The sequence below is a fragment of the Bacillus sp. D7-8 genome, from assembly GCF_052055895.1.
GTDB classification, from domain to species: Bacteria; Bacillota; Bacilli; order Bacillales; family Bacillaceae; genus Bacillus; species Bacillus velezensis.
The window spans coordinates 2,296,867-2,312,527 of sequence record NZ_CP179922.1 but is presented as its reverse complement, the minus strand read 5'-3'; the positions used below and the strand labels follow the sequence as shown (position 1 = coordinate 2,312,527).

Sequence of the window (15,661 nt, the reverse complement as noted above, 5' to 3'; positions counted from 1 at the left end):
CAAAATGACGGAGCAAATTTAATTTTCTTAGGAGGATAAGGTTTTGGGTAAGGGAGACAAACAAAAAGACCGTACACAGTTATCCTTAAGAACAGAAATAAGCAATCAAATGAAAGAATTGAATCGGCTTTTGCTGCAAGTGCTGCGGGTGACGCTGCGTTCAATGGGTCTGACCGGCGAAGCGCCGGCGGCTTCCTGTCTGCCTTTATATGAACGCTGGCTGGAAGAAAGCATCCGTCTTTTAGACAGCGATTTTAAAAGCGGTGAAACGGCCGCGGTTTGGGAAGAGTGGCATAAGAAGAAAAACGAATGGCTGAAAGATCCGGATATGAAAGCGCAGGTTCTGCTGGCGGATACCGTCATTCAAGCTTTGCCTGACATTTTAACAGGCAAAATAAAAGCCACTGACGTGATGTTTCCCGATTCTTCAATGGAGCTTGTTGAAGGAATCTATAAGCATAATATTCTCGCTGATTATTACAACGATGTGCTGGCAAATGAAGCGTGTATTTATGTGGAAAATGTAATGAAAAACAATCCTGAGGCAAACATCCGTCTGCTGGAGATCGGAGCGGGCACCGGCGGAACGAGCAGTACACTGTTTAAAAAGCTCCGCCCCTATCAAAACCATATTCAGGAATACTGTTATACCGACTTGTCAAAAGCTTTTTTAATGCATGCCGAAAAGGAATACGGCGCGGACAATCCGTATTTGACGTATCAGCTGTTTAATGTGGAGCAGCCTGCGGCGGGCCAGGGATTACATCTGAGAACCTACGATATCGCTATCGCTGCAAACGTGCTGCATGCCACCAAAAATATCCGGAAAACTTTAAGGACGGCAAAAGCCGTATTGAAAAAGGACGGTTTGCTGCTCGTTAATGAACTGGGCGGGCATACGCCGTTTACACATGTTACATTCGGCTTATTAGAGGGCTGGTGGCTGTACGAAGACGAGGCGCTGCGGATTCCGGGGTGTCCCGGTCTTTATCCGGAAACATGGAAATCCGTTTTAATGGCTGAAGGTTTTCATTCCATTCAATTTCCGGCTGAAAACGAACGTCTGCACACCCAGCAGATTATCACGGCGAAAAGCAACGGAGTCATCAGGCAGAGCAGGGAAGCTTACACCGCGCAAAAGCGCCAATCAAACGTACCGCAAACATCCTCTGATCGTCAGCTCCCCATCAAACAAGCGGGAGAGGGGCTTTCGGAAAAGACAGCGGCTTTTCTGATAAAGGCTGCGGCAAAAGTATTAAAAATGCCGGCAGAAGAGATAAATCCGCTGGCTCCTCTGGATGAATACGGCATTGACTCTATTCTGATCGTTCAGCTGACGAATGAGCTGCGGGATCTCGTCCCTGATATCAGCAGCACGCTGTTTTTTGAATACCGGACGATAGAAGAGCTTGCCGCATTCTTGGCTGAAACGAAGGAGCGCGAACTGCATGCGCAATTTTCTGAAGAAGTCCGTCATACTGAAGCGGCATCATCCGGCTCTTTGCTTGAAAAAAGCACAGAGTATCTGAAACAGATCGTCAGCGCCATCTTAAAGATGCCGATTGAGGACGTTCAAGTCCATACGCCCCTTGAAGAATACGGAATCGATTCTATCTTAATCGTACAGCTGACCAACCGCGTGCGGGAAGACGTCCCTGATATCAGCAGCACATTGTTCTTCGAGTATCCGACAATCGGCGGATTAGCGGAATATCTCGTCAGCTCAAGACAGGATGATATGGCTGGGATTTTCAAGACAAATAAAGAAGCCGAAAAGGCGCCGCACATTCTACAGAAAAAGCAAAGCCGCAAAAAAAGCGCCGGATTGACGAAGCGCCAAGCGGCATCTTTTTCTGAAAAAGCACCGCCCGCTTCCGAACCGCCGTCAAAACACCTTGAAGTGGCAATTGTCGGTCTTGCCGGACGGTATCCCGGAGCTGAAAATGTTAATGAGTTCTGGGAACGGTTAAAGACCGGTGAACACGGAATCACCGAAATTCCGAAAGACCGCTGGGATTGGCGGGACTACTATGATGAGACAAAAGGTAAGGAAGGCCGGATGTATACGAAGTGGGGCGGCTTTTTAACAGATATTGATAAATTTGATCCGCTGTTTTTTAAAATCTCCCCGAAAGAAGCGGAGCGCATGGACCCGCAGGAGAGACTGTTTCTGGAAACCGCTTATGCGGCCCTGGAGGATGCCGGATATACCCCTGATTCACTATGCGCCGGTAAAAAGGTTGGTGTCTTTGCGGGTGTCATGAACGGCAACTATCCGACAGGGGCCCACTATCACTTTATCCCGAACCGCGTATCCTATGTGTTTGATTTTCACGGTCCGAGCATCGCGGTCGATACCGCATGCTCCTCATCCTTAACCGCCATTCATCTCGCCGCAGAAAGCATCAGAACAGGTGCATCTGAATGCGCGATTGCCGGCGGCGTAAACCTGATTACAGATCCGGTTCATTATATCGGACTTTCTTCTATGAGAATGCTGTCACCGTCAAACGCGTGCAAAGCGTTCGGTGATAAGGCTGACGGGTTTGTTGACGGAGAGGGCGTCGGCTGTATCGTGTTAAAGCCGTTGAAAAAGGCTGTTGAAGATCATGATCATATATACGGTGTCATTAAAGGAAGCGCTCTGAACGCCGGCGGCAAAACGAACGGGTTCACCGTTCCGAACCCGAATGCACAAGGAGAAGTGATCGCAGACGCGATGGAGCGGGCAGGGATTGACCCGAGAGCAATCAGCTATCTGGAAGCCCACGGCACCGGCACTTCCTTGGGAGATCCGATTGAAATCGCAGGGTTAACCAAGGCTTTCCGCCGCTATACGGATGCAAACCAATTTTGTTCCATCGGTTCTGTTAAATCCAATATCGGACACCTGGAAAGTGCGGCGGGCATTGCTGCGGTCACCAAAATTCTTCTTCAGATGAAACACGGATATCTGGTGCCGTCGCTGCATTCAAAGCAGCTGAACCCGGAAATTGATTTTGAAACTTCTCCTTTTATCGTGCAGCAGGAAACAGCGGAATGGAGACGGCCGGTCATAGAATCTGAAGGAGTAACACGGGAATATCCGAGAATCGCGGGTACATCTTCTTTCGGAGCGGGCGGTGCAAATGCCCACCTGCTGATAGAAGAGTATGAACCGGCTGAAATGACTTCGGCAGACACCGGCCGTCCGGCGCTTTTTGTTTTATCGGCAAAAGATAAAGACCGCTTGCGCGAGCGGGCTCTGTTGCTGTCGGATGCCGCCGGAAACGGAACAATTACAGATGCGAACCTGCTTGACGCGGCATTTACCCTTCAAGTCGGCAGGGTCCCGATGGAAGAACGGCTGGCGATGACAGCGGACTCTGTTTCTGAATTGGAACAGAAGCTGAGTGCTTTTCTGAAAAATGCTGGTTCTGTAAGCGGGGTGTTTACGGGCCGGAGTGATAGTGCTGGCACAGAGACGGAAGGCACAGTCAGTGATTGGATGGAAAAACGTCAATTTGACAGTCTTTTGAATGCCTGGGTTCACGGGACGCCCGTCGATTGGGCATCTTTATATAAAGGCGCGCTGCCGCATCGTATCAGTCTGCCGTCTTATCCATTTGCAAAAGAAAGCTACTGGATGAAGCGGGAAGAACCAAAAACAGGAACAACTGAATATGTGCATCCTTTCCTGCATGAAAATACGTCAACCTTGGCGGAGCAAAGCTATCATACATCTTTTACAGGCCGGGAACACGTTTTCCAGGATGTGAGCGGGGAGCGGGTTCTGTCGGCAGCCGTTTATTTAGAAATGGCGCTTGCGGCTTTTCATCATGCGGCAGACAGCTCTGAAGAAAAAGAGATATGGATCCGAACGGCGGCATGGACTGACCCGATTACCAGCGGACATCACGGTGCGGGCGTCAATCTCTCCCTTCTGTCTGAAGACGAGGAAGGCATCCATTATGAAATATACAGTGACGAAGAGAAGCTGCATCATTATGGAATCATCGGACAAGGGAACATACAGCCATCCCGCGTGCTTGATATTGCCTCCTTACAAAAAGACTGCCGCCCGCTGTCATTCGATTATGAAACACCAGGCACATCAGGTGTAACGATCAGTAAGGAGTTCCGCACCGTTGAAAAGCTTTATGCGGGAGAAAGTGCGGTTTGGGCGAAGCTTGCTCTCACAGATGAAAGCGGCCGTAATCCGGGATATCATATACCGCCGGAATTTCTGGACGCAGCTTTTCATGTCCTGGCAAAAACGGAGCCGTCAGTCCATATCGTGCCTGAAGCGGTTGAAGAACTGCGCGTCATGCGTCCGTGCTCATCCGGCATGTGGATGTATATTAATAAAAAGAATCAAACCGGCTGTGACATTCAATTTTGTGACGAAACCGGCATTGTCTGCGCAGAAATCAAAGGGGTGAGAATGAGACAGCCGTCTCAGCAGGATCACGGGCAAAAGGAACAATCCGAGATGATGATATTTGAAGAAATGTGGACTCAGCAGCCTCTGAAGAAATCCATTCATGAAGAGCTGAAAACGGTCATCTGTTTTCTTACGGGAGAAGCTGCCAGAAAGCATGCTTATCAGTCTTTACAATCCCTTTATCCGGAATCCGGCGTGTTTTTTATTTCACAGGGTGAGGAAACTCAAAAGCTTTCAAACACGCATTATCAAATTAAAATCACTGACGGACAAGCATATCAAGAAACGTTTCGGCATATTGAAACGGCTGCAGGCAAAGCGGATGCCGTTTTATATGGATGGCCGCTTGAAGATGAAAAGGCCGTGAAAGACTATTCCATTCTGTATCATGTGATCCGCGCAGCTGCTTCTTTGCGTTCTAAACCGAGGCGAATTCTTCTTTCCGCTCAGTGCGGGACCGATACCGATATCAGTTACGCTGAGTCATGGATCGGGCTGGAACGGTCGCTGAAACTGATCTTGCCGGAGACGGATACGGCCGCGGTTTATTTTGAACAAAAAGGACCGTTTGAAAAACTGATCCATAACGTATGTGAAGAACTTCACAGCGAGTGGTTCCGCAGTGTCATGTACAGTGAGGAAATCCGCCACGTCATGGAAATGAAGCAGACGGATATCGCCCCTGTTGAGAAGCGTGTGATAAAGAGCGGAAAAACGTACTTGATTACCGGCGGATGCGGGGGATTAGGCTTGTTATTTGCCGGATATTTTTCTGGAAAAGGACCGGTTACGCTCATTTTGACGGGGAGATCAGCGGCAGATGGCTCGGTGCTGAACAAGATAAAGAGATTGGAAGAATCAGGCGCCAAGGTGTTTTACGTGCAGGCGGATGCCGCAGATCAGGCTCAGATGGAGAAAGGTTTGCAAGAAGTGAAAGAGAAAGGATGCGGGCCGATTCACGGTGTCATTCACGCTGCAGGTCTTCAAGGCACTGAAAGCATTCTGGAGAAAGATCTGCAAACCTTTCAGCAAGTCTTATCGCCAAAAGCGGACGGCACCGCGGTGTTAGATCAGGTTCTGTCACGGGAGCCGCTTGACTTCTTCTGTTGTTTCTCTTCTTCTTCAGCGATTTTAGGAGACTTCGGTTCTTGTGACTACGCGATGGGGAACCGCTTCCAAATGGCTTTTGTTCGTCACCGGGATAAACTTGTGAGCCTCGGACTCAGAAGCGGCAAGTCACTTGCAATCAATTGGCCGCTTTGGAAAGAAGGGGGGATGCATGTCGGCACGGCGGAAAGCACCGATATGTATTTAAAATCAAGCGGACAGCGTTATTTATACACTGAGGAAGGACTCGAAGCTTTTGAAACATTGTTAGTCCAGCCGTCCAGCCAGTATCTCGTCCTGGCCGGTTTTCCGTCGAGGGCCAAACGCTTCCTGCAGATAGATCAAGGCGAACGGCCGATTTCGGGTTCTGTAAACAGGAACGTCCCGTTTTCAGGAAGGCGGAGTGAAATGAAAGGCTTTACACTGGAAGAATGCGTAAGCTGGGATGTGAAAGAACTGGCGGCGGGGCTTTTGAAAATAGACAAGAACAGACTGACGGACGCTGACAATCTGGCTGATTTCGGCTTTGATTCTATCAGTTTGGCGGAATTCGCCTCTTCTTTGTCCGCTCATTACGGAATTGAAGTGACACCGGCCCTGTTTTTCGGACATTCCACACTGGAGAAGGTCGTCCGCTATTTTCTGACGGAACACAAGTCCGTCATGGAGCATGTCTATGAAGAAAAGAAACCTGAATCCGCAGATCAATCTGTCTTTGAAAAGGCAGGAACGAAAAAGCGAAAGAAGCAGAGGGGAAGAAATAAGCTGAACGCCGGAACCGAGGGCAGTCAGGCAGCTGATTCCATTGCCATTATCGGCATGAGCGGCCGATTTCCTCAGGCGCGCACGGCGGACGAGCTGTGGGACATTCTGTTTCAGGAAAAGGATGTTGTCGCACCGGTCGCAAAAAAAGGCTTCACAAGTTCAAAATGGAAACTCGGCGCTGTACCGGGGGCGGACGAATTCGACCCTTTATTTTTTGAAATATCGCCGAGGGAAGCTGAAACGATGGATCCGAAACAGCGGCTGCTTCTTCAGGAAGCGTGGAGGGCCCTTGAGGACGCCGGCTACGGCGCCAGTCACATCAGGCAGCAGACGATCGGTATGTTTGTGGGGGCGGAAGAAGGAGATTATCACCTTTTAACACGGGACAAAGGCAATGTCACGTCTCATCATAACGGTATTTTGGCGGCGCGGCTGGCTTATCACTTGAATTTATCAGGTCCTGTGATGGCGATAAATACAGCATGTTCTTCGGGGCTCGTTTCTGTCCATCAGGCGGTATTAAGCCTGCAGAATAAAGAGTGCACAACAGCTGTTGCGGCCGGGGTGAATATCATGAATACCCCGGACTTTTTTGAAACGATAGATAAAGCCGGAATGCTGTCGGAAAACGGGAAATGCTTCGCGTTTGATAAAAGGGCTGACGGCATGGTTCCGGGGGAAGCGGCCGCAGCGGTTGTTCTGAAGCCGCTGAGAGAGGCGGAAAAAGATGGTGATCCGATTTACGGGGTGATTCGGGCGAGCGGCATCAATTATGATGGGAAAACAAACGGAATTACCGCTCCGAGCGGCGTCGCGCAGACCCGGCTGCTTACTTCCGTTTATGACCGGGGCCGTATCAACCCTGAAGATATCGAATATATCGTCACACACGGCACAGGTACAAAACTCGGTGATCCGGTGGAAATTAACGCGCTTTATGACGCATTTTCTGCCTATACAAACGAAGAAGCTTTTTGCGCGCTCACATCAATTAAAACCAATATCGGCCACACGTTTGCCGCGTCAGGCATTGTCAGTTTGATCAGTCTTTTACAGGCGTTCTCCCGTGAAATGATTCCCGCCAGTCTGCATTGCAGCGGGGAAAACCGCTATATCAACTGGGAGAAGAGTCCTTTTTATGTGAATAAAACGGGTAAACCGTGGCCTTCTCTGCCGGGTAAAAACCGAATGGGGGCAGTCAGCGCATTCGGGATGAGCGGAACAAACGCCCATGTCGTTATGGAAAGCTATAAGCGCAGCGCTTCACCTCATCCGGATGCCCCTGCATATTTATTGACTTTATCAGCAAAAACAGAGGATGCCCTTCAGGAAAAAATCGAAGATATGATCACATGGGCGGAAAATGGCGGACTGAAAGAAAATGATCTAGCCCAGCTCAGCTATACGTTGTTAAAAGGACGGCATCACTTTAACCATCGCGCCGCCATAGTAGTGCAAGATGCTGATGACGCAGTGTATGTTTGGAAGCAGGCAAAGCTTAATGAACATCATCCTTATGTGTTTTCGGGAAAAGTACCGCAGCACTTTGCAGGGCGTCAGCATATTCAGGAGCACATAATAGAAGTGCTCGACAAGTGCAGCGCCTCATATTCTGACCATAGAAAATATCAGGAGCTGTTATGCGTGCTGGCAGATTTTTATTGTCAAGGTTATGAAATCGAAGGGGACTTGCTTTATGGCGGACCTTTGCCGCGAATCGGTAATCTGCCGGGCTACCCGTTTGCCAGGCAGACGTATTGGGCGTCCGATCGTCTTCAGAGAGAACTTGAAAGCCGGAATTCAGCTGAACGTGAAAAGCTTCACCCGCTGCTCCATGCGAATACATCGACCTTTACCGCCCAGCGCTTTACTTCTGTTTTTTCAGGACATGAACCGTTTTTTGCGGATCATATCGTCAATGGAAAACCGGTGCTTCCGGGCGCGGCTGCTTTAGAAATGGCCCGGGCCGCCGTTACGCTGGCTGCTGAAGACTTGCCGGGCGGGAAAACGGGTGTAAGGCTCAAACAGATCGTTTGGCTCCGTCCGGTGACGGCGCTTTCTGAAGGAGTGACGCTTCATGTAAAGCTTCAGCCGGAAGAAAACGGAGACATCGCTTTTGAAGCGTATGCCGAAGGAGAAGAGCCGCTTGTCTTTTTCCAGGGAAAGGCCGTGCTCGAAGAGACGGAACGTGCTCCTGTACTCGATGTAGAAGCGGTTCAGGCGCGCTGCGGCGGCCGGCGTATGTCAAAGGCTGAGTGCTATGAAGCGTTCGACAGCCTCGGCATCACCTACGGACCGTCTCATCAGGCGCTTGACGCCGTCTATGCCGGAAGCGGAGAAGTGCTCGCAAAGCTCACTCTTCCGCCGTCCGCCCGCGAGGAAAAGGAGCCGTTCATCCTGCATCCGAGCATGCTGGACGCCGCCCTTCAGGCTTCTATCGGTCTTGTGCTCTCAGACGGTTCCGCGTCCGGACGGCCGTTTCTGCCGTTTGCCCTCCAGGATATGCAGGTGTTTTCTGCGTGCCGGGAGACGATGTGGGCGGTGCTTTCCTCAGCGGACGGCGCCTATCATATTGAGCTGTGTGATGAAAACGGCGCGGTATGTGTCCGATTGACGGGGCTCACCGCCCGTTTTCTGGAAGAGGAAACGGAGGAAAAACCGCTCTTGTTTCAGCCAAAGTGGCAGGAATCACCGCCGGATGAAGGCGGCGGACAAGAAAAGTCTTTCAGATACGTGACGCTGTATGGCGGAATGAACGCTGAGGACATAAGCGGCGCCGTATGTGCGGCTGACGGCGAAGGTCCGATTGAAGACCGTTATGACGCCTGCGCGGCGGAGCTGTCAGCGATCGTCACGCGTCTTATCAAAGAAAAACAGAAGAAAAAAACGCTGATCCAGCTTCTTGTCCCCGACAGGGGGGAAGACAATGTATTGGCGGGGCTGGCCGCTTTTCTGAAAACGGCTCACCTTGAACATCCGAAGCTGTACGGCCAAGTCATCCAAGCCGATCCGGACGAGTCAGCCTCATCGCTTCTTGCCAAGCTGAAAGAAAACCGGGCGCATCCTGAACAAGCGGAAATCCGTTATGAAAACGGCAAACGTCTCGTCAGAAACTGGCGTCATCTGCCGGCGCCTCAAAGCTGCGCCGTTCCGTGGAAAGACGAAGGGGTCTACCTCCTCACCGGGGGAGCGGGCGGCATCGGCCTGATTGTCGCTGAAGAAATAGCCTTCCGCGTCAAAAACGCCGTTCTCGTATTAACGGGAAGGGCGGAAGCGCTTGATAAAGACCGCTCCGCCCGCTTACGGCGCTTGGAAGCGTCGGGCGCCCGCGTATTGTATCAACCGGTAGACGTGACAGACAGGGCGGCGGTCATCGCCCTCGTCCGCGGCATACAGGAGGAGCACGGAACACTCGACGGGATCATTCACGGTGCAGGCGTGATCGCTGACAACTACATTCTGAACCAGACAGAAAACGAACGGAAGACCGTCATGGCGCCGAAGGTGAAAGGGCTTATCAATCTTGATGAAGCAGCGAAAGATGTGCGGCTGGACTTTTTCATTCTGTTTTCTTCCTTGGCGGGAGGTATGGGAAATCCGGGGCAGGCCGGTTATGCGGCAGCCAACGCATTTATGGATGTTTATGCAGCCCGCCGGAACCGTCTCGTGCGGGACAACGAGCGGAGCGGGCAGACTCTGTCCGTCAACTGGCCGCTTTGGGAAGAAGGCGGTATGCGCGTGGACAAAGAGACAGAACGGATGATGTACGAACAGACCGGGATGAAAGCCATGCGATCGGCCTCAGGCATCCAAGCGCTTTACGCCGCTTTTGCCTCCGGAGAACACCAGGTCATGGTGGCAGAAGGCGACGAAAAACGGATTCGCAGCCATATTTTCGATCTGGGCGAAGAACAAAGCGCCGCCGGAAAAGCTCCGGCAGTGGCAGATGCAAGAGATCTGAAAGATCAGGTTCAAGAGAAACTAAAGCGGCATGTATCAGATCTTTTAAAGGTAAGCATGAAAGATATTGAGGCTGACAGCGAACTGACGGAATACGGATTTGATTCGATCATCTTCACTGAATTTACAAATCTATTAAATCGGTCTTATCAGCTTGAGCTCAGCCCGACTATCTTCTTTGAATTTCCGACATTGCGCAAACTGAGCGGCCATTTGATATCTGAATGGAAAGAAGCATTCAGCGGCTTAGAAGGAGAGCGTTTAAAAACCGCTCCAAAAGCCGGAATAAGAAAAGCTGAAGCTCCGGCGGCCGTTCATGTCAAGCGGGAAACGCCCGTATCCGTAAAAGGAAGATCAGAAGAAAAAACCGAACCGATAGCCATTATCGGAATCAGCGGTATTTTTCCGCAAGCGAAAGACATAGATGAATTCTGGACACGTTTACAAAAAGGAGAGCATTGCATCACAGAAATTCCACGAGATCGCTGGGATTGGCGCGAATATTACGGCGATCCGGCAGCGGATGCAAATAAAACGTCAATTAAATGGGGCGGTTTTATAGATGGAATCGCCGAGTTTGACCCGCTGTTTTTCGGGATATCTCCGAAAGAAGCTGAAATGATGGATCCTCAGCAGCGTCTATTAATGATGTATGTGTGGAAAGCCATTGAAGACGCGGGGTACTCAGCAAAACGGATTGCCGGAACAAAAACCGGCATTTTCACCGGCACACTGGGAAGCGGATATCAAACTTTAATCAATAAGGCGGGTCTTCCTGTCGAGGGGTATACGATGACCGGAATCGTGCCGTCCGTCGGGCCGAACCGAATGAGTTATTTTCTTGATATCCACGGGCCGAGCGAGCCGGTAGAAACCGCTTGTTCAAGCTCTTTAGTCGCCATTCACCGCGCGGTAAAAGCCATTGAAACGGGAGATTGTGATATGGCGGTCGCAGGGGGCGTCAACACGATCGTCACGCCTGAAGGGCATATCGGTTTTCAAAAAGCAGGCATGCTCAGTGAAGACGGGCGCTGCAAAACATTTTCCGATCAGGCTGACGGTTATGTCAGAGGAGAGGGTGCCGGGATGATTGTCTTGAAAAAGCTTTCAGAGGCTGAGCGTGACAGGGATCACATCTACGGCCTCATCCGCGGTACAGCGGAAAATCACGGCGGACGCTCAGCGTCACTTACCGCGCCGAATCCGCAGGCTCAGACGGATGTGCTGAAAAGCGCTTATCAAAAAGCCGGTATTCACCCGTCAACCATCACTTATATAGAAGCGCACGGAACAGGAACGGCACTCGGAGATCCGATTGAGATCAATGCATTGAAAAAAGCTTTCCAAACAGACGGGGCGCCGGGCGGATATTGCGGGATAGGCTCAGTGAAGACAAATATCGGACATTTGGAGCTCGCAGCAGGTATTGCGGGCGTTATCAAAGTATTGATGCAGCTGAAACATCGGACGCTCGCCAAAAGTCTGCATTGCGAGAACATCAATCCCCATATCAAATTGAAGGACAGTCCGTTTTACATTGTGACAGAAACAAAGGAGTGGGAAGCGCTGTGTGATGAAAACGGCCGGGTCCTGCCCCGCCGGGCGGGTGTAAGCTCATTCGGTTTCGGAGGTGTCAATGCGCATATCGTTATCGAAGAATACATGGGCAAAAGTGAGACGGAACAGCAGGAAACCCGTGAGAAAGCGTCATCTCTTTTTGTTTTGTCAGCTAAAAATGAAGAGCGGCTGAAAGAAAGAGCGCGTCTCCTTCGGGATTTTATCCAGAACGGATCATCCCGCGATATCGATCTTGCAGATGCCGCATACACACTGCAGACCGGACGGGACGCGATGGAAGCGAGGCTGGGAATCATTGCAGGCTCCGCAGAGGAACTGACTGAAAAACTGAACGCGTTTCTGTTGGGAAAAAACAGCGAAGATATCATCAGCGGCCGTAAAAAACGCGAGAATAACACGATTTCCATGTTCTCAGACGATGAAGACGCTGCTGACCTCGTCAGCGCCTGGCTTGAGAAAAAGAAATACAGGAAAGTGCTGCGGCTCTGGGCAAACGGATTTGACACGGATTGGGAGCAGCTGTATACGGACAGTAAGCCGCGCCGCATCAGCCTGCCCTCCTATCCGTTCAGAGCAGACCGCTATTGGGTGCCGAAACGGGAGCAGCTGCCGCTTTCGAATCAAAAAACAGTATTATTGCAAAAAACATGGGAACCGTGCGAGGCATTGTCTTCATCCGAGCCGTTCAACAACAAAATAGCGCTCATCGTCTCTGAAGATACAAAAGACCTTGCCGCCGAGGTGAAAAAACAGCTGAATGATGCTGACATTGTGCAGGAAAATCAGCTCATCTCTTTCTTACAGGGTCCGAACGCGGCCATCTATTCCGGGTTTATTGACTTCACCGGCTGCGGCTCCCGACAAAAGCGGCAGGACATCAGCTGGGTGGCATCGCTGCAGCAGCTGATTGAATACGGCCGCGGACAAGAAAACATGAAAATGCTTTATCTTACAAAAGGGCTTGAAGCCTTCAAAAATAAGGCTGCCGTTATGCATGGTATTGAAAAAGCGGGGCTTTATCGCATGCTGCGGCATGAATACAGCCAAATTCTCACCTGTCACGCCGATATTGATCCTGAAGAGCCGCTGGAGCAGACAGCCGCTTTTATTAAACAAGAAATTGAATCAGACTTAACGGAGTCTGCTGTTTGCTATAGGGACGGCATGCGCTTCAGCTATGTTCTTCAGCAGACTGATCAGATTGAACCAGAAGCTGTGCAAACAGACCGGACTGCGTTTCCAAAAGACGCCGTCCTGATGATAACCGGAGGAACGCGCGGACTCGGCGCTTTATGCGCCAAGCATTTCGTTTCCGCATACGGTGTGAAGAAACTGCTTCTGACAGGCAGAAAGGAGCTGCCGCCGAAAACCGAGTGGGATCTTGAGCAAACAGACCCTGTCGTTTCGGAAAAAATACAGCTTATCCGGCAGCTGGAATCACAAGGCGTAAAAGTGTGCGTCTCAGCAGTTGATCTGACGGATAAGCAGGCCGTCGGACGGCTTATAAAAGAGGTAACCACAACGCTCGGACCTGTCGGAGGCATTCTGCATTGCGCGGGAATTGCGGACCGTGAAAACCCTGCTTTTCTCCGCAAATCCAAAGACAGTATCGCGCGGGTGCTCGCCCCGAAAGCAGACGGCCTCCACAGTCTGTATGAGAGTGTAAAGGATGATGCGCCGGCATTTTTCGTCCTGTTTTCATCTGTCTCAGCAGCCGTCCCGATTCTTGCGGCGGGACAGAGCGATTATGCGATGGCTAATTCTTACATGGACTATTTTGCAGAAAACAATGAGAGCGGCATCATTAGCATACAATGGCCGGCATGGGATGAGACGGGCATGAGCAGGGATACAAAAAGCGGGATTTATGAGCAAACGGGATTGCTGCGGCACTCTGACGCGCAAGGTCTCAAGATGCTTGATTACATTTTAAGAGAAAGACCCGGAGCTGTCGTGCTGCCGGCACAAGTGAAACATGATTGGGACGCCAAAGCGCTGGAAAATGCCAAGCCAGCCGCCCATAAAGGAATGAGAACAGCTTCCAAACCTCCTGAAACAAAAAAACGGGAACATAACCGGATTGATATTCAATCTTGGCTGAGGTCGCTTTTGGCAAAAGAGCTGAGTATCGATGAAACGCATATGGATATCGATGTGCCTTTTCAGGAATACGGAATGGATTCTATCTTTCTGGCGCAAGTGCTGACAAAGATCGATCAAAAACTGCCGTCCGTTTCAATTGATCCGACTGTCCTTCTGGAACACCCTACCATAGAACAGCTCGCGGATTATTTAGCCGCTCATTGTCCGGAAGCTTTTTCGGCAGATGCAGCAGTTCCCGCGGAGAAGGTCCCTTTGCAGAAGACGCCGAAACGGAGCAAAAAAAAGGCAGATAAGCCTGGGAAACGGGGAAAGGTTGCGATCATCGGCATGGCCTGCCATTTTCCGAAAGCGGGGGATATAAAAGAATTTTGGAAGAATCTCCGCAGCGGAACGGATGCCGTCACTGAAGTTCCGCCGGACAGATGGAACGCCGGGGAACACTATCAGCCGGGTGAATATCAAGAAGGAAAAAGCATCAGTAAATGGGGCGGTTTTATTCACGATATTGATCAATTTGACCCGGAGTATTTCAATATTTCAGAAACGCTGGCACCGATGATAGACCCGCTGCAAAGGCAGTGGCTCGAAGTGAGCGCGGAAGCTTTGGCCGATGCCGGTTATCAAAAAGAGGATCTCTGGGGCCGCCGTATCGGCGTTTTTGCCGGTGCAAGGGCAGGTGCGTTTCATCATAAATTCCAATATTTGAAAAAAGATGCGATTATTGGCGCGGGGCAAAATTTTATTACCGCACACATGGCGCACATTTATAACTTTACAGGGCCTAACCTGGTCGTGGATACGGCCTGCTCCAGTTCGCTTACGGCTATTCATTTGGCCGTACAGGCCATTCAAAATGGAGAAGCGGAAGCGGCCTTTGCGGGCGGGGTTGACATTTTGCTTGATGAAAAACCTTTTCTCACAATGAGCGCGGCGAGAATCTTATCGCCAAATGGCCGTTCAAAATCTTTCGATGCCGATGCGGACGGAACAGGAATCGGAGAGGGTTGCGGAGTGCTGATGCTGAAGCCGCTTGAAAAAGCGATAGAAGACGAAGATAAAATATACGGCGTTATTGACGGCTCTGCGATTAATAATGACGGCAGCACAATGGGCGTGACGACGCCGAATCCCCGGGCGCAGCAGGACTTGATTGAGCAGGCGGTTCAATCAGCGGAAATCGAGCCGGACACCATGACATACGTAGAGACGCACGGAACCGGTACATTGATCGGCGACCCGATTGAACTAAAAGGATTAACCAATGTCTTGTCTGCTTATTCCGATGAAAAACAATTTTGCGGTGTAGGAAGCGTCAAAAGCAATATCGGCCACTTGCTGAGTGCGGCGGGCGCGGCGGGAATCATCAAAGTTTTGCTGGCGATTGCCAATGAAGAACTGCCGCCGACTTTGCATTGCCATAAACCGAATCCCCGCTTTCAATTTAATGATTCGCCGCTTTATCCTGTGCTTGAGCTGAAGCGGTGGGACGGAAAAAAAGAGATACTCAGGGCCGGGGTCAGCGCGTTCGGTTTGGGCGGGAATAATGCCCATATCATTGTCAGCAACGAAGGAATACCGAAAGAGCGAAAAGCGGCCATGGAACCGAAAGGCGGCCAGACAGTATACCGAAAACAGCGGTATTGGCCTGAAAAAGCACAGTTGCCCGAAGCGGAAGAAAATGAGGCGGGCACAGAAGCAATGTTTGAAATAAGCGAGGTGTGATAG

At 50.7% G+C, this 15,661-nt stretch carries 1 protein-coding gene; it reads left to right on the top strand.

The window, feature by feature from the left end; translation table 11 throughout:
• Positions 1 to 43 precede the first annotated feature (43 nt).
• Complete coding sequence (locus tag ACKTRM_RS11215; RefSeq protein WP_012117923.1) at positions 44 to 15,658, top strand: SDR family NAD(P)-dependent oxidoreductase; 15,615 nt, start codon at positions 44 to 46, stop codon at positions 15,656 to 15,658.
• Positions 15,659 to 15,661 lie beyond the last annotated feature (3 nt).